Origin of the sequence: Streptomyces sp. NPDC059897 (genome assembly GCF_042730865.1) — a bacterium.
GTDB lineage: Bacteria > Actinomycetota > Actinomycetes > Streptomycetales > Streptomycetaceae > Streptomyces.
The window spans coordinates 215980-241556 of record NZ_JBHWKQ010000001.1; the positions used below are offsets into that span (position 1 = coordinate 215980).

20 protein-coding genes and 1 riboswitch are annotated in these 25577 nt (G+C 71.5%); of the genes, 10 read left to right on the forward strand and 10 right to left on the reverse strand.

Annotated features, from left to right (window positions below; all coding sequences use genetic code 11):
* Together ACFV9W_RS01035 and ACFV9W_RS01040 are read right to left on the reverse strand one after the other, a co-directional pair.
* On the reverse strand, positions 1 to 903 hold the full coding sequence (locus ACFV9W_RS01035) for a carbohydrate ABC transporter permease (protein ID WP_385754026.1): 903 nt from the start codon (positions 901 to 903) through the stop codon (positions 1 to 3).
* Positions 900 to 2240 carry an extracellular solute-binding protein gene (locus ACFV9W_RS01040; RefSeq protein WP_385754029.1) on the reverse strand — a complete coding sequence of 447 codons (1341 nt, stop codon included), beginning with the start codon at positions 2238 to 2240 and terminating at the stop codon, positions 900 to 902. The genes ACFV9W_RS01035 and ACFV9W_RS01040 overlap by 4 nt, the downstream gene beginning before the upstream one ends.
* Before the next feature lie 250 nt (positions 2241 to 2490).
* Here ACFV9W_RS01040 and ACFV9W_RS01045 point away from each other — a divergent pair, with 250 nt between their 5' ends.
* Together ACFV9W_RS01045 and ACFV9W_RS01050 are read left to right on the forward strand one after the other, a co-directional pair.
* Positions 2491 to 4941 carry a glycoside hydrolase family 3 N-terminal domain-containing protein gene (locus ACFV9W_RS01045; protein ID WP_385754032.1) on the forward strand — a complete coding sequence of 817 codons (2451 nt, stop codon included), beginning with the start codon at positions 2491 to 2493 and terminating at the stop codon, positions 4939 to 4941.
* Positions 4925 to 5950 carry a LacI family DNA-binding transcriptional regulator gene (locus tag ACFV9W_RS01050; RefSeq protein ID WP_385754034.1) on the forward strand — a complete coding sequence of 342 codons (1026 nt, stop codon included), beginning with the start codon at positions 4925 to 4927 and terminating at the stop codon, positions 5948 to 5950. Before ACFV9W_RS01045 ends, ACFV9W_RS01050 begins: the two co-directional genes overlap by 17 nt.
* A 26-nt stretch (positions 5951 to 5976) precedes the next feature.
* On the opposite strand, the gene ACFV9W_RS01055 is transcribed toward ACFV9W_RS01050, so the two are convergent.
* Complete coding sequence (locus ACFV9W_RS01055) at positions 5977 to 6639, reverse strand: PAS domain-containing protein (RefSeq protein WP_385754037.1); 663 nt, start codon at positions 6637 to 6639, stop codon at positions 5977 to 5979.
* Between the two features lie 203 nt (positions 6640 to 6842).
* On the opposite strand from ACFV9W_RS01055, the gene ACFV9W_RS01060 reads away from it, so the two are divergent.
* Complete coding sequence (locus ACFV9W_RS01060; protein WP_385754041.1) at positions 6843 to 10034, forward strand: cytochrome P450; 3192 nt, start codon at positions 6843 to 6845, stop codon at positions 10032 to 10034.
* 73 nt (positions 10035 to 10107) lie between these two features.
* Here ACFV9W_RS01060 and ACFV9W_RS01065 read toward each other — a convergent pair whose 3' ends face one another.
* Positions 10108 to 11019: an SDR family oxidoreductase gene (locus ACFV9W_RS01065; RefSeq protein WP_385754045.1), complete on the reverse strand. Its 912-nt coding sequence runs from the start codon at positions 11017 to 11019 to the stop codon at positions 10108 to 10110.
* Positions 11016 to 11636, reverse strand: coding sequence for a TetR/AcrR family transcriptional regulator (locus ACFV9W_RS01070; RefSeq protein ID WP_385754048.1), 621 nt, complete (start codon positions 11634 to 11636; stop codon positions 11016 to 11018). Before ACFV9W_RS01070 ends, ACFV9W_RS01065 begins: the two co-directional genes overlap by 4 nt.
* Positions 11637 to 11851: 215 nt before the next feature.
* On the opposite strand from ACFV9W_RS01070, the gene ACFV9W_RS01075 reads away from it, so the two are divergent.
* Entirely contained in the window at positions 11852 to 12316 is a 465-nt protein-coding gene (locus ACFV9W_RS01075) for a hypothetical protein (protein WP_385754050.1), read from the forward strand.
* A gap of 37 nt (positions 12317 to 12353) precedes the next feature.
* On the opposite strand, the gene ACFV9W_RS01080 is transcribed toward ACFV9W_RS01075, so the two are convergent.
* Positions 12354 to 12971: a TetR/AcrR family transcriptional regulator gene (locus ACFV9W_RS01080; protein WP_385754052.1), complete on the reverse strand. Its 618-nt coding sequence runs from the start codon at positions 12969 to 12971 to the stop codon at positions 12354 to 12356.
* A 154-nt stretch (positions 12972 to 13125) separates the two neighbouring features.
* On the opposite strand from ACFV9W_RS01080, the gene ACFV9W_RS01085 reads away from it, so the two are divergent.
* Complete coding sequence (locus ACFV9W_RS01085; RefSeq protein WP_385754056.1) at positions 13126 to 14544, forward strand: purine-cytosine permease family protein; 1419 nt, start codon at positions 13126 to 13128, stop codon at positions 14542 to 14544.
* A gap of 73 nt (positions 14545 to 14617) precedes the next feature.
* Entirely contained in the window at positions 14618 to 16288 is a 1671-nt protein-coding gene (locus ACFV9W_RS01090; protein WP_385754058.1) for an amidohydrolase, read from the forward strand.
* 7 nt (positions 16289 to 16295) lie between these two features.
* Here the strand turns inward: ACFV9W_RS01090 and thiD are convergent, their stop codons facing one another.
* From thiD to ACFV9W_RS01110, 4 genes are all read right to left on the reverse strand, one after another.
* Positions 16296 to 17120 carry a bifunctional hydroxymethylpyrimidine kinase/phosphomethylpyrimidine kinase gene (gene thiD, locus ACFV9W_RS01095; protein WP_385754062.1) on the reverse strand — a complete coding sequence of 275 codons (825 nt, stop codon included), beginning with the start codon at positions 17118 to 17120 and terminating at the stop codon, positions 16296 to 16298.
* Positions 17117 to 17845, reverse strand: a complete 729-nt coding sequence (gene thiE, locus ACFV9W_RS01100; protein ID WP_385754065.1) for a thiamine phosphate synthase — start codon at positions 17843 to 17845, stop codon at positions 17117 to 17119. The genes thiD and thiE overlap by 4 nt, the downstream gene beginning before the upstream one ends.
* Positions 17842 to 18663, reverse strand: coding sequence for a hydroxyethylthiazole kinase (thiM, locus tag ACFV9W_RS01105; protein WP_385754067.1), 822 nt, complete (start codon positions 18661 to 18663; stop codon positions 17842 to 17844). Before thiM ends, thiE begins: the two co-directional genes overlap by 4 nt.
* Positions 18664 to 18718: 55 nt before the next feature.
* On the reverse strand, positions 18719 to 20125 hold the full coding sequence (locus tag ACFV9W_RS01110) for a purine-cytosine permease family protein (RefSeq protein WP_385754070.1): 1407 nt from the start codon (positions 20123 to 20125) through the stop codon (positions 18719 to 18721).
* A riboswitch (TPP riboswitch) is annotated at positions 20115 to 20210 on the reverse strand. (Overlaps the previous gene by 11 nt.)
* 415 nt (positions 20211 to 20625) lie before the next feature.
* Between ACFV9W_RS01110 and ACFV9W_RS01115 the strand changes: the two genes are divergently transcribed.
* The 4 genes from ACFV9W_RS01115 (at position 20626) to ACFV9W_RS01130 (ending at position 25564) form a co-directional block, all read left to right on the forward strand.
* Positions 20626 to 22044 (forward strand): family 2B encapsulin nanocompartment shell protein, encoded by a 1419-nt coding sequence (locus tag ACFV9W_RS01115; RefSeq protein ID WP_385754073.1) that lies wholly within the window; start codon positions 20626 to 20628, stop codon positions 22042 to 22044.
* 53 nt (positions 22045 to 22097) lie between these two features.
* Positions 22098 to 23393 (forward strand): family 2 encapsulin nanocompartment cargo protein terpene cyclase, encoded by a 1296-nt coding sequence (locus ACFV9W_RS01120; protein ID WP_385754075.1) that lies wholly within the window; start codon positions 22098 to 22100, stop codon positions 23391 to 23393.
* 16 nt (positions 23394 to 23409) lie between these two features.
* Positions 23410 to 24300 carry a geranyl diphosphate 2-C-methyltransferase gene (locus tag ACFV9W_RS01125; protein WP_385754079.1) on the forward strand — a complete coding sequence of 297 codons (891 nt, stop codon included), beginning with the start codon at positions 23410 to 23412 and terminating at the stop codon, positions 24298 to 24300.
* Between the two features lie 157 nt (positions 24301 to 24457).
* Complete coding sequence (locus tag ACFV9W_RS01130) at positions 24458 to 25564, forward strand: hypothetical protein (RefSeq protein ID WP_385754082.1); 1107 nt, start codon at positions 24458 to 24460, stop codon at positions 25562 to 25564.
* Positions 25565 to 25577: the final 13 nt, after the last annotated feature.

Here is a 25577-nt window from a genome sequence, read left to right on the forward strand (position 1 = left end):
TCAGGCCCCCTCGAGCTGGCTCTCACCGGCGTCCCGGCCCCCGAGCCTGCGCAGCAGCAGGGCCAGGGCGAGACCCACCAGGACGAGGATGACGGCGATGGCGCTGGCCGGGCCCATCAGGTTGGCCTGGAAGCCCCGCTTGTACATGTCGAGCGCGAGCACCCGGGTGGCGTCCCCCGGCCCGCCCTCGGTCAGGACGTAGATCAGGTCGAAGAAGGTCAGCGAGCCGACCACCATCAGCGTCGACGAGGTGATGATGGTGTATTTCAGCTGGGGCAGCGTGACGCTGAAGAACTGCCGGATCCGTCCGGCGCCGTCCAACTCGGCTGCTTCGTAGAGGGACTTCGGGATCTGCTGCACACCACCCTGGTAGATCAGCGAGTGGAACGGGATGAACTGCCAGGAGACGATGAAGATGACGACGCCGAAGGCGAGTCCCGGCCGTCCCAGCCAGTCCTTGCTGAGCCAGTCCGCCCCGAGGCCCGCGCCGAGCCCGAAGGTGGGGTTGAGCAGCGCCTTGTACGCGACGGCGATCGCGGCGGAGCTGAGCAGCAGCGGGATGAAGTACACCACCCCGAGGACCGCCCGGTAGCGCTGGCGTCCCGCCATGAACGTGCCGAGCAGAATGCTGATCGGGGTCTGGAAGGCCCAGGACGCGATCATCACCCCGAAAGTCACCAGCACCGCGTGCGGCAGGCCGGGGTTGGTGAGCACCGACCGCCAACTGGTCAGCCCCGACGGGTGGATGGCGCCGATTCCGTCCCAGGTGGTGAAGGACAGCACGAAGACACCGACGAGCGGGACGACGGCGAACCCGACGAAGACCACGAGCGCCGGCACGGTCAGCCACGGCAGGATGCTGCGCCGGCCGCGACGGGGCGGGTGGGCGGTGAGCGCGGTCATTTCCCGATGACCTCGTTGAGGTTGGCGGCGAACTGCTTGGGCGAGATGGACAGTTGGAACAGCTTCACGATGTTGTCGAGCAGTGTCTCGGCCGCCGTGGGGCTGAGCGCCTGGTCCCAGGACTGGCTGAACACCTTGGCCTTGGTGGCGACGTCGTAGGTGAACTGGAGGAAGTCGGCGTCCTTGGAGGCGGCGAGCAGCTTCTCCGTGCCCAGCTTGAGCGGTACGGACCCGTTGTCGATCCACGCCTTCACCTCGGCGTCCTGGAGGACGCCCTTGGCGAAGTACTCCTTGGCGATCTTCTTTTCCTTGGCGCTGGCCTTCGAGGAGATGGACAGGTACTGGCCCGGGTTGCCGAGGGTGTTGCTCGGGTCGCCCTTGCCGCCCTCGACGGCCGGGAAGTTCATGAAGCCCAGGCCGCCGCCGGAGACGAAGTCACCGCCGTCGTGCTTCTGGATGCCGTACGACCAGGAGCCGTGCAGCATCATCGCGGCCTTGCCGGTGTACAGGAGTGCCTGGTCGGCATTGGAGTCCGCGGTGATCGAGGAGAAGCCCTTGATGAAGCCCTTGGCCCTGACCAGGTCCTGCACCATGGTCAGCGCCTTGATGGCGGCCGGGTCGGACCAGGCGTTCTTCTCGCCGTCGAAGACGGCCTGGAACACCTCGGGCCCGCCGATGCGGTCGAAGAGGAACTCCAGCCACATCATGTTCGTCCACCGGGACTGGCCCCCGAGGGAGAACGGCGCGATGCCCTTGGCGTTGAACTTGGGCACCAGCGCCATGATGTCGTCCCACGACTGCGGCGGCTTCACGCCGACCTTCTCGAAGACGTCCTTGTTGTAGTAGAGGACGATGGGCTGCACCGTCTCGCAGGGCATCGCGTAGATCTTGCCCTTGACGGTCGCCGCGCCGAACGAGGTGGGGATCAGGCGCTTCTTGACCTCGGGGTTCTGGTCGAACCACGGGGTCAGGTCCTCGACCTGGCCCGCCTCCACGTAGCTGCGCAGCGTTCCGCCGCCCCAGCCCCAGATGAGGGTGGGCGCCTTCCCCGCGCCGATGGCGGTCTTGATCTTCGTCTTGTAGGCGTCGTTCTGGAAGGTGGTGCCCTTGATCGCGCTCTTGGGGTGGGCCTTGTTGAAGGCCTCCAGCGCGCCGGTCCTGATGCCCTCCTGGGGCTGGCCGCTGAGGTACCAGTACGAGGCGCCCGAGCCTCCCGCACCGCCCTTGGTCGGTCCCGACGAGCCGCAGGCCGCGAGCGCCGCGGAGAGCGGCACACCGGCGGCGATGCCGAGGGCGGTCCGTCTTGAGACGGGACGTCGTGAGAGGGGGATTTCCATGTCTGTATCTCCGCACTCGAGAGCCGCCGGCGACGCGTGGGCCGCCGTGAAAACTTTTCGAAAACCAGCCGACGTTCAGCTCTGTGACTGCAAATTAGGTAGCGGCCACAGGGCTGTCAAGGCATCTGCAAGAACGTTGTGGCGCACGGAACTTATGCGTAGCGTCGGGCGGACACAACACTCGTGGAAGCCGCGACAGACATCGAAAATGTTTCGAAGTTCTGCGGGCTGAGGGCAGAGGAGGATGCGGATGTCCGCGGCTGATTCACGTGCCGGGACGGGGCAGGTCACGCCACTCTGGCAGGACCCGGCACTGCCCGTGCCCGACCGGGTCGAGGCGCTGCTCGCCGAGATGACGGTGGCGGAGAAGGTGGCGCAGCTCGGCAGCCGCTGGATCGGCAACTTCATGGGACACGAGGCAGGGGACGACGGGTCACCCGGGGAGACCGGCGACGAGCCGGTCGAGAAGCCCCAAGTGGCGCCGCTGGAGGCCCTGTTCAAGGACGCGGGGCGTGTTCCGCTAGAAGACGCGGCTCGGGACGGGCTCGGTCACCTCACGCGGGTGTACGGCAGCCGTCCGGTGAGCGCGCGGGACGGCGCGGACCTCCTGGTCGAGCAGCAGCACACCGTCGTCAAGGGCTCCCGGCTCGGCATCCCGGCCCTGGCCCACGAGGAGTGCCTCACCGGGGTCAACACCTATGGCGCCACCGTCTACCCGGCTCCGCTCGCGTGGGCGGCGGCCTTCGACCCGGACCTGGTGCGCCGCCTCGGCGGGGCGATCGGGCGGGACATGCGGGCGCTCGGCGTGCACCAGGGGCTCGCTCCGGTCCTGGACGTGGTGCGGGACTACCGGTGGGGCCGGGTCGAGGAGACGATGGGCGAGGATCCCTACCTGGTGTCGGTGCTCGGTGCCGCGTACGTCGGCGGGGTGGAGGGCGCGGGAGTGATCGCCACCCTGAAGCACTTCGCCGGGTACTCGGCCGCCCGCGGCGCCCGCAACCACGGTCCTGTGCCGATGGGCCGCCGCGAGCTGATGGACGTCATCCTGCCGCCGTTCGAGACGGCGATCGCGGTGGGCGGCGCCCGGTCGGTGATGAACTCCTACTCCGACATCGACGGCGTCCCGGCCGGCGCCGACCCGTGGCTGCTGACCCAACTGCTGCGCGAGGACTGGGGGTTCACCGGGACGGTCGTCTCCGACTACGGGTCACTCGCGTTCCTCGCCGGGCTCCACGGGGTCGCGGCCGACTTCGACGAGGCGGGCGTCCTGGCGCTCGGGGCGGGCATCGACGTGGAGCTGCCGGACACGCTCACCTTCGGCCCGCACCTGGCGGACCGGGTCCTGCGGGGCGAGCTTGCGGAGTCCCTGCTCGACCGGGCGGTGCGCCGCCTGCTGACCCAGAAGGTCGAACTGGGCCTCCTCGACCCCGGCTGGACGCCCGAGGATTCGGCCGCGTCCGCCGCGACGAGGGACCTGGACTCGCCGGAGAACCGGGAACTGGCCCGCAAGTTGGCCGAGCGGTCCGTCGTGCTGCTCGACGCGGGCGGCGCGCTGCCGCTCGTCGACGCGGAGGCGGGACGCCGGGCGCCGGGCCGCATCGCCGTGGTGGGGCCCTGCGCGGCCGACTCGCGCACTCTCATGGGCTGTTACGCCTTCCCGAACCATGTGCTGCCCCGCCACCCCGGGCTGCCGCTGGGCATCTCGGCGCCGACCGTCGTGGAGGCGCTGCGCGGCGAACTCCCGGACACCGAGGTCGTCTTCGAGCCGGGCTGCGACGTACGCGAGGAGGACCGGTCCGGCTTCGCCGCGGCGGCGGCAGCGGCGCGCGGGGCGGAGCTGTGCGTCGCGGTGGTGGGCGACCGTGCGGGACTGTTCGGCAACGGCACGTCGGGCGAGGGCTGCGACGTGGAGGACCTCCGGCTGCCGGGCGTACAGGCGGAGTTGCTCGCGGAGCTGTTCGCCACCGGGACGCCCGTGGTCGTCGTCGTGCTCTCCGGCCGCCCCTACGCCCTCGGCGAGGTGCATCCGCAGGCCGCCGGGCTCGTCCAGGCGTTCATGCCGGGCCAGGAGGGTGCGGCGGCGATCGCGGGGGTGCTGTCCGGACGCGTCCAGCCGGCGGGCAGACTGCCGGTGCAGATCCCGCGCCGACCCGGCGGCCAGCCCGGTACCTATCTGCAGGCGCCGCTGGGCGCGCACACGGAGGGCATCAGCAGCGTCGACCCGACGCCGCTGTTCCCGTTCGGCTACGGCAGGTCGTACACGACGTTCGAGATCGGGGACCTGCACGTGAGCACGGACGAGGCCCCCACCGACGGGGAGTTCACGGTGTCGGCGCGGGTGCGCAACACCGGCACCAGGTCCGGTCGCGAGACTGTCCAGCTCTACCTGCGCGACCCTGTCGCCCAAGTCGCACGCCCGGTACGCCAGTTGACCGGCTTCGCGCAGGTGGACCTCGCCCCGGGGGCGAGCGCACGGGTGACCTTCCGGGTGCACGCCGACCGGACCGCGTTCACCGGCCGCGACCTCACCCGGATCGTCGAACCCGGCGACATCGAGGTGCAGGTCGGCGCCTCGTCCCAGGAGTTGCCGTGCCGGGCTGTCGTACGATTGACGGGCCCCACCCGGATGATCGGCCACGACCGGCGGCTCACCACACCGGTGGACGTGACCCTGGAAGAAGCAGATGCCACCGCACGCTAGACGCACCACCCTGGCGACCATCGCCCGCGAGGCGGGGGTCTCCGTGGCCACCGTGTCGAAGGTGGTCAACGACCGCAGTGACGTGGCGCCGCGGACCCGTGCCCGGGTGCAGGAGCTGCTGCGCGAGCACGACTACCTGGCCCCCGTCTTCCGGCACACCGAGGCCGCGAAGAACCCCACCATCGAGGTGCAGTTCAACGGCGACCTGAAGACGTACTCGGCCGAGGCGCTGGAAGGCATCATCGACGCCGCGGCCGAACTGGGCGCCTCCGTCGTGATCAGCAAGTCGTCACCCGCCCCGCACTGGGCCCGGGACCTCGCGTCCGCGGGGCGGCGCGCCCTCATCGCGGTCACCAGCATGTACACGGCCGCGCATGTGAAGGAACTGACCCGGGCCGGACTTCCGCTGGTCGTCCTCGACCCGCTGCACCTGCCGCACAACCGGGTGCACAGCGTCGGGTCGACGAACTTCGCCGGCGGCCTGGCCGCGACCGAGCATCTGATCCACCTCGGCCACCGCCGCGTCGGCTACCTCGGCGGACCGACCATGGCCGTGTGCAACCAGGCCCGCATGCACGGCTACCGCGCCGCCCTGGAAGCGGTGGACGCCCCCACGCCTGCCGACTACGTCCGGCACGGGGCGTTCACGCACCAGGCCGGCATGCTCGGCGCCGCCGCGCTCCTCGACCTGGACACACCACCGACGGCGATCTTCGCGGGCAACGACGAGATCGCCCTCGGCATCATCGAGGCCGCCCGCGCCCGCGGCCTGCGCATCCCCGAGGACCTGAGCGTGGTCGGCTTCGACGACACACTCCTGGCCAGAATGGCGGCACCGGCCCTGACCACCGTGCGCCAGCCGCTGCGCGAGATGGGCGGCATCGCCCTGCGCACGGCGCTGCGCCTCGCCAACGGCGAGCGGGTCGAGTCCCACCACATCGAACTCGCCACGGAACTGGTCGTACGGGCGTCGACGGCGCCGCCGCAGGAGGCGCCTGCGGCGCAGTAGGGAGTGCGGGAGCCGGTCGCCCATGGTCACGACCCGTCTTCCCGCACCTCCGCCGCGATCCTCGGCGGCCACTCCCCCGCCACCAGCACCCCCTCCGCGTACGCCCGCGCGACCAGTTCCGTGCGGTTCGACGCGCCCCAGCGGCGTGACAGTTGGCGCAGGTGGTAGGTGACGCCGTCGGTCGTCAGGCCGGTCTCGCGGGCCGCGCGGGCCGTCGTGGCGCCCGCGGCCAGCAGGGCCAGGATGCGCGCCTCCTGCGGGTGCGGCGGCGGGGAGGCGGACGGGGTTCGCTCTGGCGCCGCCGCCGTGTCGTACACCCGTACCGTCACCAGCAGATCGGGCACCCGATGCGCGCTCTCGCTCACCGTGTCGACGATCAACTCGCCGCGGCGCCGCGTCCCGTCGCCGCCGCGCCAGGCCACCGCGACCGTGTAGCGCGAGCGGCGGCGCGCCCTCAACGCCTGCGCGATCCGGTCGACCTGCGCGGCGTCGACCGGCACGAACAGGTCGAGGATCGCGCGCCCCTTGAGGCGGCCCGCGGTGGTGCCCCACTCCAGGGCGAACGCGGCGTTGACAAGGCGTACGTCGCCGTAGGGATCGCACACCGCGACCGGCATCGGGATCCGGTCGAACAGCACCATCGCGCGATTGCGCCACAGCACCGCGTCCCCGACGCCCCCGGTGTCCATTCGCTGATCGCCTCCGTGAGTGTCGCCCGTGCCACGGACTGCGCCCGCGCACAAGTCCGATGCACCGTCAGCCACTACACAATCATGTAGTGGGGATGGGCTGACCAGCAGGGGGAGCGGATCAAGCTGGAAGCCGCAGTTCTCAGTTTTCCCCCCACTCCGCGACAGCACGATCCCCCCTCCGCGAAAGGCACCGCCCCACCATGCCGGACTCCGCGCCCACCCCCTCCCCCACGCCCGACGACAGCGCCTACGCCGCCGCCGGGGTCCCCGTCGTCGATGTCACCGCCACCGGTCTCGGCCCCGGACCGCTGCAGCAGATCATGGGCCTGATGCGGGAGCACGGCCCGCAGCTGGTGCGGCGGGTTCACGGGCGGGACGCCCTGTTCGTCTCCGACCTCGACCTCGTCACCGAGCTCGCCGACGAGACCCGCTTCGCCAAGAGCATCGGCCCGGCGCTGCGCAACGTCCGCGAGTTCGCCGCCGACGGCCTGTTCACCGCCTACAACGACGAGCCGAACTGGGCCCGCGCCCACGACATCCTCATGCCGGCCTTCGCGCTCGGCTCCATGCGGACGTACCACCCGGTGATGTACAAGGTGGCGCGCCGCCTCGTCGAGTCCTGGGACCTGGCGGCCGGTGACGGCAGCCCGGTCGACGTGCCCGGTGACATGACCCGCATGACGCTCGACACCATCGGCCTCGCCGGGTTCGGCTACGACTTCGCCTCCTTCGCCAGCAGCGAGCCGCACCCGTTCGTCGAGGCGATGGTGCGCTGCCTGGAGTGGAGCATGAAGCGCCTGGCACGTGTCCCCGGTGGTGACTACGAGGCCGCCGACGCGGCGTTCCGCGCCGACGCCGACTATCTCGCCCAGGTCGTCGACGACGTGATCACCGCGCGGGTCGAGAGCGGCGAGAGGCACACCGACGACCTGCTCGGCCTGATGCTGACGGCCGAGCACCCGCAGGACGGCTCCACCCTGGACACCGCCAACATCCGCAACCAGGTCATCACGTTCCTGATCGCCGGGCACGAGACGACGTCTGGTGCGATGTCCTTCGCCCTGTACTACCTCGCCAAGAACCCGGCCGTCCTCGATCTCGTACGCCGCGAGGTGGACGCCCTGTGGGGTGACACCACGGACCCGGAGCCGGACTTCGACGAGGTCGGCCGGCTCACGTACACCCGGCAGGTCCTCAACGAGGCGCTGCGCCTGTGGCCGACGGCCGCCGCGTTCAGCCGGGAGGCCCGCGAGGACACACTGCTCGGCGGACGCATTCCGCTGCGCGCCGGGCAGGGTGTGACGGTGCTTGCGCCGATGCTGCACCGGGGTCCGGTGTGGGGCGACAACCCGGAGCGCTTCGACCCGAACCGGTTCACGCCCGAGGCCGAGGCGGAGCGTTCCCCGCACGCGTTCAAGCCCTTCGGGACGGGTGAACGGGCCTGTATCGGGCGGCAGTTCGCGCTGCACGAGGCGACGATGCTGCTCGCGATGCTCGTGCACCGCTACCGTCTGGTCGACCACGCCGACTACGAGCTGTCGGTGAAGGAGACCCTCACGCTGAAGCCGGACGGCTTCACCCTCGCACTCGCGCCGCGCACCCCGGCCGACCGCCGGCACACTCCGCTGCCCGGCGCCGCGGCGAAGGCCGAGACGGACCCGGTCGCCGACACTCTCCCTACGCGGGTACTCCCCGGCACCCGCGCCCTGTTCCTGCACGGCAGCAACTACGGCACCTGCACCGGGCTCGCCGCCCAGCTCGCCGACGAGGCCGCCGCGCTCGGCTGCGAGACCGAGGTCGCCGCGCTGGACGCGTACGCGGACGGGCTGCCGACCGACCGCCCCGTGGTGATCGTCGCCGCGTCCTACAACGGCCGGCCGACGGATGACGCCAGTCAGTTCGCCGCCCGGCTGCTCGACGGCTCCGCATCGACGGAGGGTGTGTCGTACTCCGTGCTCGGCGTCGGCGACCGCAACTGGGCCGCCACCTACCAGCACTTCCCCACCCGCATCGACGCGCGCCTGGCCGAGCTCGGCGCCGAGCGACTCTGCGAGCGGGCCGCCGCCGACGCCTCCGGCGACCTGGGCGGCACCGTCCGCACGTTCACCGCCGACCTGCGCACGGCCCTCCTGGAGCGGTGCGGGGACCCGGAGGCCACCGCCGCGAACGCCCCCGCCGGGCCCACCTCCCCGTACGAGATCCGCGAGATCAGCGGCGGGCCGATGGACACGGCGGCGGCACGGCACGGACTCGAGCCGTTCACGGTCACCGAGGCACGCGATCTGACGGCGCCCGGCCACCCGCGCGTGAAGCGGTTCGTGCGGCTCGCGCTGCCCGAGGGTGTGTCGTACCGGACCGGCGACCACCTCGCCGTGCTGCCCGCGCACGAGGACGACCTCGTCGAGCGCGCACTGAAGGTCCTCGGCCTCGACCCGGACGTGCTGCTCGACATCCGTGACGCCCGCCCCCGCCGCGACGCGCTGCCGCTCGACCGGCCCGTGACCGCACGCGAACTCCTCACGTTCCACGTGGAGTTGCAGCACAGGCCGGGCCCGGACGAGGTGGCCGCGCTCGCCGCCGCCAACCCCTGTCCGCCGGAGGCCGCCGCGCTGCGGGAGCTGTCCGCCGACGACCCGCGCACGTTCCTCGAACTGGTCGAGGACCACCCGGCGCTGCGCGAGGCACTGACCTGGGACCTGCTGCTCGGGCTGCTGCCGCCGCTGCGCCCGCGCCACTACTCCGTATCGTCCAGCCCGGCCGAACTCCCGGGCCACGTAGACCTGATGGTGTCGGTGCTCGACGCACCCGCCGCCTCCGGCATCGGCCGCTACCGGGGCACGGGATCGCACCAACTGGCGTCCCTGCGCCCCGGGGACACCGTGCTCGGCCGGGTCCAGCCGTGCCGCGACGCCTTCCGCATCGCGCCCGACACACCCGAGCCGGTCATCATGATCGCGGCGGGTACGGGCCTGGCCCCGTTCCGCGGCGTGGTCGCCGAACGAGCGGCACAGGGCACCCAACTGTCGCCCGCCCTCCTCTACTTCGGCTGCGACCACCCCGAGCGGGACTTCATGCACGCCGACGAACTGCGCGCTGCCGACGCGGCGGGCGCGGTGTCACTCCGCCCGGTCTTCTCCGAAGCCCCGGTCGACGGCCACGCCTTCGTCCAGCACCGCATCGCCGCCGAGGCCACCGAGCTCGGCGACCTCCTCGACGCGGGGGCACGGGTGTACGTGTGCGGGGACGGCGCCCGGATGGCACCCGGCGTACGCGCCGCGTTCCGCGCACTGCACCGCGAGCGCACACCTGACGCCGACGAGACCGCGGCCGAGCAGTGGCTCACCGATCTGATGGCGGAGGGGCGTTACGTGGAGGACGTGTACGGGGGCTGACCGCACACCCCCGCTGCGCCGGGCTCGGTCGGCCTGGCGCAGCGGGCCGCTGACCACTCCGCTTCCCCTGGCGTTACAGCGGGTCTCCGAGCGGCCCGTACTCCTCCTCCAGGGCCTCGGCCCAATGGGCGTGCCAGTCCGGTTGCGTGCCGTCGGCGTCGGTGAACCCGTACTCCTTGTAGAGGCCCCAAGTGGCCAATGCCTGCCCGGACTTGTCCATGATGTTGGGGTCGGCGGCCAGCGCGGCGACCGCCCGGCCGAGGTAGGTCGGGGTTTCGGAGCGGGCGAAGTTGGGATCCTTGGCCGCGCCGTCCCGCCAGTTGGCCTCGGTGACGCCGAAGCCCTCCAGCATGGCCTCCGAGCGCAGGAAGCCGGGCGTGATCGCCACGGCCGCGACGCCGTGCGGCTTCAGTTCGGCGGCCTGGGCGACCGCGAGACGGATCACCGCGGACTTGGCGAGATCGTAGAAGAACGAGCCGCGATACCGGGCGGTGTTGCCGTCAGTCACCTCCACGACGAGACCGCTGCCGCGGGCGACCAGCAACGGAAGCGCGAACCGGCTGGTGATCACATGGGTCTCCACGGCCTGCCGGAGCAGCCGGAGGCCGGTGTCGAGGTCCTGCTCCCACAGCGGATGCTCCCAGTCGGCCAGCGGGTCGCCGCCCCATACGGAGTTGACCAGGATGTCGAGCCGCCCGTCCTGTTCGGCGGCGATCCGGTCGACCAGGGCACGCACCTCGACCGGCCGACTGTGATCGGTGCGGACGGGGAGACCGAGGCCGCCCGCGGCAGTGACCATCTCGGCGGTCTCCTCGATGGTCTCCGATCGGCCCATGTCCGAGCGTCCGGCGGTGCTGCTGCGGCCGGTGACGTACACCGTGGCACCGGCGGCCCCCAGCTCGACGGCGATACCCCGCCCACCTCCTCGGGTACCCCCGGCGACCAGAGCAACTTTCCCGGCCAGTACCCGTGCGTCGTTCGTCATGATTCCTCCAGGTCGTAGCGAGAGGGACGGTGCGGGGACAACAGGTTGTGGAGCTCGCGCAGGAGCCGCTGGGCGAGGGTGCCCCGGCGGTCGAGGGCCCAGGTCAGGCCCGTACCGGAGGCGATGGCCTGCACGGAGGCGGCCAGGGCCGCGACATCCGTCCCGGCGCGAAGTTCACCGGCGAGCAGGGCTTCCTTGAGCAGCTCCTCGACGGCTCGGCCCTGAGCCCGGTGGATGGTCAACGCGTGTCGCCGGAACTCCGGGTCCGTGAGGTCGATGCACAGGAACGCCAGATGGTTGGCGAAGGTCTCCGGCGTGGCCATGCCGGCCATCGGCTCAACGATCAGTTCCGCGAGAGCGTCGAGCGCCGTTTCGTGCCGCTCCCGCACACGCCCGGCCCGCAGGCCGGCATCGTCGGCATCCTTCGCGGACTGCGCGGCAAGCGCGAGCAGCAGCCCACGCTTGGACCCGAACCGCTGCACCAGCGTCCCCGGCACCAGTCCCACCTCACGCGCGACGACGGCCAGCGTCAGCCCGACCGGACCCACCCGGCCGATCACATCGGCCGCCGCCCGCAAGATCACCGCGTCCTCGACCCCTCGGGGGCGTCCTGCCATCACGACTCCATCAATTAATAAATGCCCGTTCATTCATAAAAGCGCGCCGACGGCGGACGGTCAACCCCACGCCGGGCCGGCGGCCGCTTCGAGCGCCTGTCCCGACGGGCCGGTGATCCGCGGCTCCCGGGGGCTCGATAGATTGACATCCCATGGAACTTTGGGGAGCACGCCTCTACGGGAACCCTTGCCGGGACTGCGGATTCGACTGGTCGTTGACCCCGCACGAAGCCATTGAGCAGGTCGAGGATCTGCCGGCGCGATACTCGGCCCTCACTAGGGGGCGCCGCGGCGATGAGCGGCATCCGGAGCTGGCCTGGAACGTCGCCGCCTACACCAGCCACGTCACCGATAATCTGCGCAACTGGGCCGAGCGACTGGCCGGCGCGAGGCTCGCCAGCGTGCGGCACGTCCCCGGCTACGACCAAGATCTTCTGTCGCAGGCCCGCCACTACAACGACGTCCCTCTGGCAGGCGCATTGTGGTCGCTTCAGCGGGCGGTCGATGCCTGGGCGGAGTCGGTGTCCGCCGCACTGGAGGAGGACGTGGTGCTTGAGCATGCCGATCGCGGCGTACAGCGGGCCGAGGACGTGGCGCGAAACAACACGCACGACGCCTCCCATCACGCCTGGGACGTGGAGCGGATCCTGGCGTACGCCGACCGGTCCACCGGGAGCTGAGCTCCCCCTGCGAAAGGCGGCCGGTTCCCAGGTCCGGTCAGCCGCCCGCCGCCACCAGCACCGCCGCCGCATCTCGCGCCGCCGCCAGCGCCCGCGGCCGGTCCGCGCCCGGCTGGCCCAGGACGACTCGTGTGCTCAACCCGTCGAGGAGTGCGAGGAGTTGGGACGCCCGGCCGGGGACGTCGTCGATTGTGAAGGCGCCCCGGTCGACCCCCTTGGCGAGGATGGCTTCCAGGTCGCGCTGCCAGCCCTGGTCCAACTCCTGTTGCGCGGCGCGCAGTTCGTCGTCGGAGCCGGAGCGTGCCCACAGTTCGACCCAGAGCATCCAGCGCGGGTCGCGGGGCCCGGCCGGCAGGTACAGGTCCAGGTAGAGGTCCAGCCGGCGGGCCGGGGTGACGCGGCGGGCCAGGAGCGCCGCCCGCTCCTCCGTCAGCGCGGCCTCGCTGTAGCGCAGCGCCTCGACGAGCAGCAGGTTCTTGGAGCGGAAGTAGTAGAGCAGGTGCCCGCCGCTGGTGCCGAGACGCTTGGCGAGCGAGGCCATGGTGAGGGACGCGAGGCCCTCCTCGGCGACGACGGCCGTCGCCTCCTGGAGCGTGCGGGTACGCAGGTCGCCGCCCGCCGACCGCCCCGGTCGTGCCGCTGCCGCCCCGGCCATGCGCACCGTCCCTCACCGCTGTTCGTACGGATCGCAGCCTACCTCTTGACGTGAGGTGACACCGCGCCGCATCTTGAATGCCATTCAAGTTTCTTGAACAGCATTCAAGCCGTTCACGAAACTTCCTTGCGAAGAGATGACGAGAGGCGACGGCATGACGGCACACCCGACCGCGCAGAGCGCCGCCGGCCCTGACACACCCCCGCAGCCACCCCGAGACGAGGTGTTCCAGGTCGAGGAGCATGGCATCGACCCGATCCCGGAGTCCGAGCGGCACGGCGGGGCCCGGGACCTGTTCTGGCTCTGGTTCGGTTCGAACCTGACGTTCACCTACGTCATCAACGGCGCGCTGGCCGTCTCCTTCGGCCTGTCCTTCTGGCAGGCCGTGCTCGCCGTCGTCCTCGGCGGCCTGACGTTCTTCGCCATCAGCGCCGCGGGCATGAGCGGCGTACGGACCGGCACGGCGACCCTGGTGATCTCCCGCGCGGCATTCGGCGTCCGCGGCAACTGGCCCGCGGGCCTGCTGAACTGGATCGTCAGCATCGGCTACACCATCGTGAACACGGTCGTCGGCGTCCTCGCGCTCCAGGCGATCTGCGCCGAACTCGGCTGGCACGGCACTGCCGCCCGCGCCGCGAGCCTCGCCGCCACCCTGGCCCTCACGTTCGCCGTCGCCCTGTGGGGCCACGCCACCGTGCAGTGGGCCGAGCGCTGGATGGCGTACGCGCTGACCATCGGGTTCGCGGCGATGCTGGTGTTCCTGCTGCCGGGCACGGACACCGGCGCCGCGCCCGCGCCGGGCGGCGCCGCGGCCTGGTCCCTCGCGTTCGTCGTGGTGCTCGCCGGGCCGATCAGCTACGTCCCGATGCCCGCCGACTACACCCGCTACCTCCCGGCGACCACCACGATGCGCGCGCTCACCTGGAACGGGGCGCTCGGCGGCCTCATCTCCTCCGTGGCCCTCGGGATCGCCGGCGCGGCCGCCGCGACGCAGGCCGATCTCACGGACGCGGTGGCCGGGACGCAGGGGCTGCTGCCGGGCTGGTTCCAGCCGCTGTTCCTCGCCCTGGTGCTCGGCGGCTCGGTCACCAACTCGATCATCACGCTGTACTCGTCGAGCCTCAACCTCCAGGTCCTCGGCATCCCTTGGAGCCGCGCGAAGGCCATCCTGATCAGCGCGGCGGTGACGGCCGCCGGTTCGCTCGCCGCCCTCTTCCTGGTCGACTTCACGGAGTCGCTGCTGTCGTTCCTGTCGCTGCTCGTCATCGTGTTCGCGCCGTGGGGCGGCGTCTTCCTCACCGACATGGTGCTGCGCCGCTGCCGCTACGACGCCGAGGCCCTGCACACCGGCCGCGCGGGCCGCTACTGGTACCGCGCCGGGTACAGCCCCGCCGGCCTGACCGCCCTGCTCACCGGCATGGTCTTCGCGGCGCTCACCTGCGACAGCGCCCTGTGGCGCGGCCCGCTCGTGGCGCCGCTCGGCGGCATGGACCTCAGCGCACTCGGCGCCGTCGTCGCGGGCGTCGTGTACGCGGCACTGGCCCGCACCAGCGCCCGCCCGCACACCCCGTGACCACACCTCCCCGACGCACCCCCGTACCCCCGTACCCCCGACACACCCACGTACGAGAAAGAACCGCACCCCCATGGCACCCGCACAGCACCACACCCCTGCCGCCGATCTCGTCCTCCGCCACGCCCGCATCCACACCGTCGACCCTGAACTGCCCGAGGCCGAGGCGCTCGCCGTGCGCGGCGGGCGGATCGTGTGGCTCGGCGCCGACGCGGACGCGGACCGCTGGACGGGCCCGGGCACCCGGGTCCTCGACGCGGGCGGGCGGCTCGTACTGCCCGGATTCATCGACGCCCACAACCACGTCCGGCTCGGCTCGGACGACGCCTGCGTCCAACTCGCGGGCGCCGCAAGCCTGTCGGAGATCCACGACCGCATCACCGCCTGGCGCGAGCGCAACCCCGACGCCGCCTGGATCGAGGCCGAGGCCTTCGACTACTCGGCGCTGCCGGACGGCCGGATGCCCACGGCCGCCGACCTCGACCCCGTCACCGGCGACACCCCGGCCATGGTCCTGAGCTACGACGTGCACACGGCCTGGCTCAACACGGCGGCCCTGGACCGGCTCGGTGTGCGCGCCGACCGCACGGAACTCCCCTTCGGTATCGCGCAGACCGACCCGGAGACAGGCCAACCGAGCGGTTTCGTAAGGGACTTCGCCGTGCGCGGACTGTCCCGCGACGGCCACCGGGCGCTGCGCGAGCTCGGTGTGCCGTGGGCGTCGCCCGAGCGGCAGTACGGGCGGCTCGTGAAGTCCCTCGACGACGCGATCCGGTTCGGCATCACCACGGTGGTGGAGCCGCAGAACTCCCTGGACGACCTGGCCCTGTTCGAGCGGGCGAGGGCGGAGGGGCGGCTGCGCTCGCGGCTCGTCGCCGCGCTGTTCCACCCGCGCGGCACCTCGGACGCGGACCTCGACGACTTCGAGGCCGCCACGCGCGCGTACCGCGACGAGCACATGCGGCTCGGCCCGCTCAAGCTCTACATCGACGACGTCGTGGAACCGCGCACGGCTGCGCTCCTCGAACCGTACGCGACCGGCTGCGGAGGCCACCGGGGCGAGACGTTCTACCCGGCCGAGGAGTTCGCCGACCTGCTGACGAAGCTGGACGCGCGCGGCTTCCAGTGCTTCGTGCACGCCACCGGCGACCGGGGCATCCGCACGGTCCTGGACGCCGTCGAGCAGGCCCGCGCCGTCAACGGCCCGCGCGACGCCCGCCACCAGGTCGTGCACGTCGAGTGCCTGGACCCGGCGGACGCGCCGCGCTTCGCCGAACTCGGCGTCGTGGCCTGCATGCAGCCGCGGCACTGCGCACCGGAGATCGCGGGCCCCGGACAGGACTGGGCGGCGAACGTCGGCGCGGGCCGCTGGCACAAGGCCTGGCCGATGCACACGCTCGACGCGGCCGGTGCGACGCTCGCGTTCTCCAGCGACTGGAACGTCGCGGAGATGGACCCGATGATCGGCATCTACACGGCCGTCACCCGCAAGCCGCTGGCCGGGGGCCAGGCGTGGATGCCGGAGGAGACGGTCGACGTGACGACGGCCGTGCACGCGTACACGATGGGCTCGGCGTACGCCAACTTCCTTGAGGACGAACGGGGTTCACTGTCGGTGGGGAAGGTCGCGGACTTCTCCGTGCTCTCCCGTGACATCCTCCGCGCAGCCCCGGAGGACATCCCCGGGACCGTCGCGGAGGTCGTCGTGGTGGCGGGAGACATCGTCCACGAGACGGGGGCCTGAGACACCGTCAGCCGGCCGCCCGGAACCTCCACCCATGGTCGACAGGACCGATCCCGTCACCGAGCGCGAATCCCGCCGCGATGGCCCCGGTGACGTACTCCTTCGCCCGGCGCACCGCCTCCGGCACCTCGTGCCCCTGCGCGAGACCGGCCGCGATCGCCGAGGCGAGGGTGCAGCCGGTGCCGTGGGTGTGGGCGTTGTCGTGGCGCGGCGAGCGCAGCCAGTGCTCGTCCGTGCCGTCGGTCAGGAGGTCGACCGCCTCGCCGGGCAGGTGGCCGCCCTTGATGAGCGCCCAGCGGGGCCCATAGGCGAGCAGGCGCTCGGCGGCGCGCCGCATGTCGGCCTCCGCGGTGTCGGCCTCGACCGCGACGCCGGTGATCTCGGCAACCTCGTCGAGGTTCGGTGTCACCACCGTGGCCACCGGCAGCAACCGGTCCCGTACGGCGTCGATGGCGTCGTCGGCGAGCAGCCGGTCGCCGTGCTTGGAGACGCTGACGGGGTCGACGACGACGGGGGCCGGCGCCTCGGCGAGCAGCTCGGCGACCGTGACGACCATGTCGGGGTCGGCGAGCATGCCGGTCTTGAGCGCCTGGACGCCGATGTCGTCGACGACGCTGCGGTACTGGGCGCGCACGGCCTCCAGCGGAAGGCTCCAAGCGCCTTGCACACCAAGGGAGTTCTGGGCCGTCACCGCGGTGAGGACGCTCATTCCGTGCGTGCCGAGGGCCAGCATGGTCTTGAGGTCGGCCTGGATCCCGGCGCCGCCGCCGGAGTCGGATCCGGCGATGGTCAGCACGCGGGGCGGCGCGACCGCGGTCGGTGTCTCGCTCATGCGGAGACATCCTTTCGGACTCGTCGGATGCGTCGGATACGGGAGTGGGGGCTGCTCGACCATGCGTCGGCGTACGAGCGGGCGGCGGCACGCGGGTCCTCCGCCGCGCAGATTCCCGACACGATGGCGCCTCCCGCCGCGCCCGCGGCCCGCAGGTGCGGCAGGTCGTCGGGGGTGACACCACCGATGGCCACGGCGGGCAGCTCGCTCAGCCGGGCCAGCGCGGCGAAGCCGTCGAGGCCGAGCGGCTCGGGGGCGTCGGCCTTGGTGCGGGTGGCGTGCAGGGCGCCGATCCCGACGTGGTCGATGCGCGCCGTGGAAGTCGCGGCGGCGTGCAGCTCGGAGGCGCTGGCCGCGCTCAGGCCCAACACGGCCTCGTCCCCGATGAGTTGGCGTACGGAAGCGGCAGGAAGGTCCGACTGGCCCACGTGGACGCCGGTGACGCGGGCGCCGTGCGCTCGCGCGGCCAGGAACACGTCGACCCGGTCGTTGACGATCAGCGCGACCTCGTCGGGAAGGTTCTCGGCCACGTCCAGGACCGTCCGCAGGAACTCCCGGCCGCTCGCGTGCTTCTCCCGGATCTGTACGGCGGTGACACCTCCGGCCACCGCCTGCGCGACGGTCTCGGCCACGGTGCGACCGCGGGCCGCGCACTGGTCCGGGTCGGTGACCAGGTACACCGACAGGTCGACGCCCGTGTGAACGGGGCGCGTACGTGCCGTCATGACACCTCCGCCCGCTTCGCCAGCTCCTCCGGGGTGAGCGCGGCGAGCGCGTCCAGGAAGGCGACCGCGAAACTGCCGGGGCCTGCCGCCGCCCGCGCCGCGGACTCGGCGGCGACGGTGTACGCGGTGGCCGCCGCCACCGTCGTCGCGAACCGGTCCCCGTCGACCGCGGCGAACGCCGCCATCGCCGCGCCCAGCGCGCAGCCGCCCCCGGTCACCCGGGTCAACAGCGCGTCCCCGTTGGCGATACGGGCGGTGCGCGTGCCGTCGGTGACGTAGTCCACGGGGCCGGAAACCGCGACCACGCTGCCCGCCGTGCGCGCGAGTTCCGCTGCCGCACCCTCGGCGTCGCCGACGCCGTGCGAGGCGTCCACGCCCCGGCCGCCGCCTCCCGCGCCGGCGAGCGCGATGATCTCGGAGGCGTTGCCGCGGATCACGGTCGGCCGCAGCGCGAGCAGTTCGGCCGCGAGCGCCGTGCGTACGGGCAGCGCGCCGATGGCCACCGGGTCGAGGACCCACGGCGTCCCGGCTTCGGCCGCGGCCCGCGCCGCCTCGGGCATCGCGGCACGCTGTTCGGCGCGCGGGGTGCCGAGGTTGACCAGCACGCCCGAGGCGACGCGGGCGAAGGGTCCGGCCTCGTCCGGGATGTCGACCATGGCGGGCGCGGCGCCCACCGCGAGCAGGACGTTGGCGGTGAACCCGGTGACCACCGCGTTGGTCAGGCACTGCACCAGCGGTGACTCGCGCTGTACGCGCCCGAGTGCCTGCGCCGCGAAGGCGACGAGGTCATCGGGGCGGCCGGGGGACGTCTCAGGCATGGGGTCGCTCCAAATACGGGAGGTGCCGTGGTTTGTGCGTACGTGAAAGGGCAGGTCAGCCGCGTCGCCGCAGCGGCGCGTACACCGCGGCGGCCACGAGGAACGCCACGTAGTACGACACATCAGCGCCGTGCAGGGCCTCGGCCACCGGACCCACGTACAGGCTGGTGTCCATGAACGGGACCGCCGCGGCGAAGGCCGCCGCGAAAGCGAGCACAGCCGGCCACGCGGGCTGCCGTCGCTCGCGTTCGGCGGCGAGGTCGAGCGGCACACCGGCGCGCGCCTTGGCCCGGGCGCGCCAGTCGACGATGACGATCGCGACGAAGCCGGGGATCCAGTACCCGACGAACAGCAGCACATTCTGGAACCGCGCGGTGGTGTCGGCGTCGTGCATCCACAGCACGAGCGGGAAGCCGAGGACGGCGGCGAGGGCGGCGGCCACCGGGCGCGGGATGCGCACGCCGATGGTCTGCAGGGCGAGCGAACCGCTGTAGTCGTTCATGGCGTTGCTGCACAGCGCGGCAAGCGCCACGGCGAGCAGCCCGAATCCGCCGAGCACTCCCCCGCCGAGGATCTTGTCGACCCCGGCCGCCGTCTGGTCGGTGAGCACGGAGGCTCCCCATAGGCCGAGCGCCTGGACGGCCACGAACGACACCAGCAGGCCGAGCAGCGTGTACCAGAACATGCGCGTACGGGAGGTGGCGGCGGGCAGGTAGCGGCTGAAGTCGCTGGCGTACGGCGCCCAGGACAGACTGAGGCTCAGCGCGATGGTGCTGGTCAGGACGAAGGCACCGACGCGGTCGGCGCCGTGCACGGAGGCGTGGGCCGCGGGGTGCACACCGTCGAGCATCCGCCAGGCGATGAGCGCGAAGGCGGCGCCGAGCACGAAGGTCATGACGATCTGCAGCCGGTGGATGGCCTCGTAGCCGAACACACCGAGCAGCCCCTGGGCGAGCAGCATGACGAGGACGCCGGCCCAGAACGGCCAGCCGAGCAGCCGGGCCAGCGCCTCACCGCCGAACAGGCCGATCAGCGCGTCCCAGGCGATGGACGACAGCCACTGGAGCACGCCGGGCAGCGCGACGCCCCGCCCGAACGCGAGCCCGGCGAGCGGGAGTTGGCCCGCTCCGGTGCGGCTCCCCCACGTCCCCAGGTATGCGGTCGGCACCGCGCCGATCAGGGTGCCGAGCACGACGGCGGCGAGCGCGGTGGCGAAGTCGAGGCCGAGGGCGATGCCGACGGTGCCGGTGAAGACGCCGGTCATCGTCAGGTTCGGGGCGAACCACACGGTGAACAGGCGACCGGCGCCGCCGTAGCGGTTGGCTTCGGGGACCGGTTCGATGCCGTGCCCCTCGATGCCGAAGTCGCCGGGGGCCGCGGGCATTCGCCCGTCGAAGGCGCCGCTCTCGCGGTCGACAGGCAGGCCACTGCCACTGCCACTGGAAACATGCGTCACAGGCATGAGACATCCCTCCGCCAGTACGAACTGGTTCAGGTTCGACGGGTGTGTTCTCAGCCCTCTGGTCGGGGCACCCCGTGTCCGGTTACGGCCGCCAGCGTAACGCGGTGGCGCGGCGTGTCGCACGGGAGGGTTCCGGTTCCGTCGCGTCCGCCCGTACTTCGCGCGCTACAGGGTCGGCAATGCGGAGCTCTGTGGCAACTGGCCGACTTCTGTCGGTTTCGCGGCGCCGCGACGCGCTCCCGCCGCGTGACATCACGGTCGGCGCCCGCTCGGGCGCTCCGGGGAAACCGGCCGAGATCCGTCGGTCGCCGGGCAAACACCGACCGGACTCGATCATCGTATCGAGTTAATGCCACCGGCTTTCCTTGGCCGGGCGGGCGAGACGGCCCTTACGGTGATTCTGGTTCTGGACGCATTACCGCCGAATTTTTCACCTTTCCTTCTTCTGTCCCGTAGTAACGGGCATGCGCGCTTTCGCCCGACCAAGGAGAGCTCACTCGATGACCGTTGACTCGACCACCCCGGACACCGCGTCGGTGCCGCCGCAGCAGACCAGCCTGGGCACGGCGGCCGCCCGCAATCTCGCCACCACCACCAAGTCCGCCCCGCAGATGCAGGAGATCACCTCGCGGTGGCTGCTGCGGATGCTGCCCTGGGTGGAGACCAAGGGCGGCGTCTACCGGGTCAACCGCCGCCTGACCTACACCGTCGGCGACGGCACCATCGAGTTCATCCAGGACGGCGGCGACGTCCGCGTGATCCCCCGCGAACTCGGTGAACTGGCCCTGCTGCGCGGCTTCGACGACGTCGAGGTGCTGACCGCGCTCGCCGACCGGTGCGTACAGCGCGACTTCCGGGCCGGCGACACACTGGTCGAGCGCGGGGCACCGGCGGACAAGCTCCACCTCATCGCCCACGGCCGCATCAACCAGTTCTCCGAGGGCGAGTACGGCGACGAGGTCGCGCTCGACGTCCTCGCCGACGGCGACCGCTTCGGCGACAACGCGCTCCTCGACGAGGACGCCCGCTGGGAGCAGACCGTGGTCGCCGAGACCTCGGGCACCCTCCTCACCCTCTCGCGCGCCGACTTCGCGTCCGTGCTGTCCTCGGCGCCGCCCCTGCAAGAGCACATCGACGAGTTCAAGTCGCTCGCGAGCCGGGGCCAGAATCACCGCGGCGAGGCGGAGATCCCGATGTCGGCGGGCCACGTCGGGGAGCACGAACTGCCCGGCGCGTTCGTCGACTACGAGGCGAAACCGCGCGAGTACGAGCTCTCGGCCGCCCAGACGATCCTGCGGGTCCACACCCGGGTCGCCGACCTCTACAACGAGCCGATGAACCAGACGAAGGAGCAACTGAGGCTCACCGTCGAGGCGTTGCGTGAACGCCAGGAACACGAGCTCGTCAACAACCGGGAGTTCGGCCTGCTCCACAACGCCGACTTCAAGCAGCGCCTCCAGCCGCACTCGGGCCCGCCCACCCCGGACGACCTGGACGAGCTGCTGTGCCGCCGCCGCGGCTCGAAGTTCTTCCTGGCACACCCCCGCACGATCGCGGCGATGGGGCGCGAGTTCAACGCCCGCGGCCTGTACCCCGACCACGTCGACCTCGGCGGCCAGCAGGTCCCGGCCTGGCGCGGGGTGCCGATCCTGCCCTGCAACAAGATCCCGGTCACCAAGGAACGCACCAGCTCGATCCTCTGCATGCGTACCGGCGAGGACAACCAGGGTGTCATCGGCCTGCACCAGACGGGTCTGCCGGACGAGTACGAGCCGGGCCTGTCGGTCCGGTTCATGGGCGTCGACGACCAGGCCATCACCAAGTACCTCGTCAGCACCTACTACTCCGCCGCGATCCTCGTGCCGGACGCGGTCGGTGTGCTGGAGAACGTGCAGATCGGCCGCTGGCCCAGCAGGTAGCGGGGCAGGACCGCAGCCGCCCGTACCGCCAAGGAGCCCTCAAGGAGACATGGATGCCCCCGCCTGAGCCGACACCTCCGCAGTCGAGCCTGCCGGAAGCGGCCACCCGCTTCGGGGCGCAGGTCCTGGCCGACGCCGCGGCCCGCGCCCGCGACATCGGCGCCGTCACGGGCGGCCCGCCGCGCGTGCCCGCGCAGGCCGTCGAGATCCCTGCGGTCGAGGTTCCGGCGCCTCAAGTACCGGCCGCAAGCGGGAACTTGGAGCGGCTGCTGCGCGGGCCCAGCGGCCTCGGCACGGCGGGCCTGCGGCTCACTGCGCGCGAGGAGCCGCCGACACACCAACCGGCGACGCCGACAGGCGCCGCCGCGAAGGGCCGCCCCGTTCCCGGCCTGTACCACCACCCGGCGCCGGACCCCGATCCCGTACGGGTCGCGGAGGTCAGCCGCCGGATCAAGGCCTGGGCGCTGGACGAGGTCGACCTGTACCCCGACGACTGGGAGGAGGAGTTCGACGGGTTCTCCGTGGGCAGCTACATGGTCGGCTGCCACCCCGACGCACCCAGCGTCGACCACATCATGATCGCCACCCGCCTGATGATGGCGGAGAACGCGCTGGACGACTGCTACTGCGAGGACCACGGGGGCTCGCCGGTCGGCCTCGGCTCCCGCCTACTGCTGGCACACACCACCCTCGACCCGCTGTACACGACGCAGGAGTACCAGCCGCAGTGGGCGGAATCCCTGCACGCGGACGCGCCCCGGCGCGCCTACCGCTCGGCCATGGAGTACTTCGTCCGGGCCAGCAGTCCCTCGCAGGCCGACCGGTACCGGCACGACATGGCCCGCCTGCACATGGGCTATCTCGCCGAGGCGGCCTGGTCCGAGCACGACCACGTACCGGAGGTGTGGGAGTACCTGGCGATGCGCCAGTTCAACAACTTCCGCCCCTGCCCGACCATCACCGACACCGTCGGCGGCTATGAACTGCCGGCGGATCTGCACGCCCTGCCGGACATGCAGAAGGTCATCGCGCTCGCCGGAAACGCGACGACCATCGTCAACGACCTGTACTCGTACACGAAGGAACTCGACGCCCCCGGACGGCACTTGAACCTGCCGGTCGTGATCGCCGAACGCGAGGACCTGTCCGACAAGGAGGCCTACCTCAAGTCGGTCGAGGTCCACAACGAACTCATGCACGCCTTCGAGACAGAGGCCGCGGCCCTGGCCGCCGTCTGCCCGCTCCCGAACGTCCAGCGCTTCCTGCGGGGCGTCGCGGCGTGGGTCGACGGCAACCACCAATGGCACCAGAACAACACCTACCGCTACAGCCTGCCCGACTTCTGGTAAGAGATAGGACTCATCAGTGACCAGCACCGAACTCACCGCCACGGCCCCCAGCACCACCACCCCGTACATCCCTGAACCGGCCACCCCCTACCAGGGCGACATCGCGCGCTACTGGGACGGCGAGGCCCGGCCGGTCAATCTGCGGCTCGGCGATGTCGACGGTCTGTACCACCACCACTACGGCATCGGTGAGGTCGACCATGCCGCGCTCGGCGACCCGTCGGGCGACGCGAGCGAGCAGAAGCTGATCGCCGAGCTGCACCGCCTGGAGTCCGCGCAGGCCGCGTACCTGCTCGGGCATCTCGGTGACATCGGGCGCGACGACACCCTCGTGGACGCCGGCTGCGGGCGCGGCGGCTCGATGGTGATGGCGCACCAGCACTTCGGCAGCAAGGTCGAGGGGGTCACGCTCTCGGCCAAGCAGGCCGACTTCGCCAACGGCCGGGCCGAGGAACTCGGTATCCAGGACCACGTCAGGGCACGTGTCTGCAACATGCTGGACACCCCGTTCGAGACCGGGCAGATCTCGGCGTCGTGGAACAACGAGTCGACCATGTACGTCGACCTGCACGACCTGTTCGCCGAGCACTCCCGCATCCTGGAGGTCGGCGGCCGCTACGTCACCATCACGGGCTGCTGGAACCCACGCTACGGGCAGCCCTCGAAGTGGGTGTCCCAGATCAACGCGCACTTCGAGTGCAACATCCACTCGCGCCGTGAGTACCTGCGCGCGATGGCCGACAACCGCCTCGTGCCGCAGGCCGTCATCGACCTGACCCCCGACACCCTCCCCTACTGGGAGCTGCGGGCCACGTCGTCGCTGGTCACGGGCATCGAGGACGCGTTCATCAACTCGTACAGGGACGGCTCGTTCCAGTACCTGCTGATCGCGGCCGACCGCGTGTGATCCTCCGCTGAACCCAGGAGGCGGGACCGTTGTCGAACGGTCCCGCCTCCTTCTGTGTCACCCGGCATGCGCGCCTGTGCCATGATCCGTCGACGGCGGCCGGCCCTGGGGAGGGACCGGCGGCCACGGAAACCGCACGGCACAAGGGGATTTCAGAGTGAATTCGGGTGGGGATCAGGGCGATTCGTCGCTGTCGGACGCGGATTGGGAGCGCTTCCTCCAGGAGTCCGAGGACGGCGTACGGGACGCGCCCAAGGAACCGTCGGCGCGCGCCCGCATGGTGACACGACGCCTGCGGGAGGAGGACGCCCGGCCCGAGCCGTGGCGCGCACACCAGCCGCCCCGGCCGCGAAGGCGGAAGGGCTGGTACGCGCTTGGTGTGTTGGCCGCGGTGGCGGTGGCGGTCGTGGCACTCAACCCGGGGCGGGTGACGGGATGGTTCACGGACGGCTCCGACGCTGACGCGACACCACTCGCCGCGGAGACCTCCCGCCCCACGGCACCGCCTGCGGGCGGGTCGGCCGCGCGCCCCACGCTGGACGAGCCGTTCAGGGGCTCACCCGCGGCGCGCTGGGCGTCCGGGACGGCCGGGATCTCCGTGCCGGTGGCACGGGCCACGGGGTGGATGAGCACATCGCAGGTCGCTCGCGCCCTGGACCGCTCCCGTGACTTCCTCACCGCGTCCAGCCTGGACCCGGGCGTACTGCGTGGCGAACGCCCCACCGAGGCGATCGCCCTCATCAACCCCCACCAGCCGAAGGAAGCCACCTTCCTCGACAGGTCGCTGACCGCGCCGAGCGAGAAGTACAACCCGCTCGTCCTCTTCAGCCGCTTCGACACATCGAAGGTGAAGCTGGTCGGCGACGTGGTCAAGACGCGCGGTCGCATCACCTACGACGAAGGTGACAAGGGGGCGCTGAAGGTCACCACGGATGTCACGTACGTGTACCCGGTGACGAGCGCGGAGGCGAGCGGCGACGACGGCCGTGTCACGCGCGTCATCGTCCGCCGCGAAGTGGTGATGAACTGGCCCGACCCGTCGAAGATCGTCACCGAGCCCGGCACCTTCTCGGTCGTCTCCAACCGCGTGGACACCACCAACGCCGGCTGCGAGACGTACAACGGCTACCTGACCCCGTCGTTCACCGACGACCGCGAATCCGGCGACGGCGCCGTGGTGGACCCGTACGACCGGAGCACCACGATGGGCGAGCGTACGGGCGGCGCGGGGGACGAGAAGTGCGGGACCGCCACGCGGTCGTGAGGGCGGGAGATGT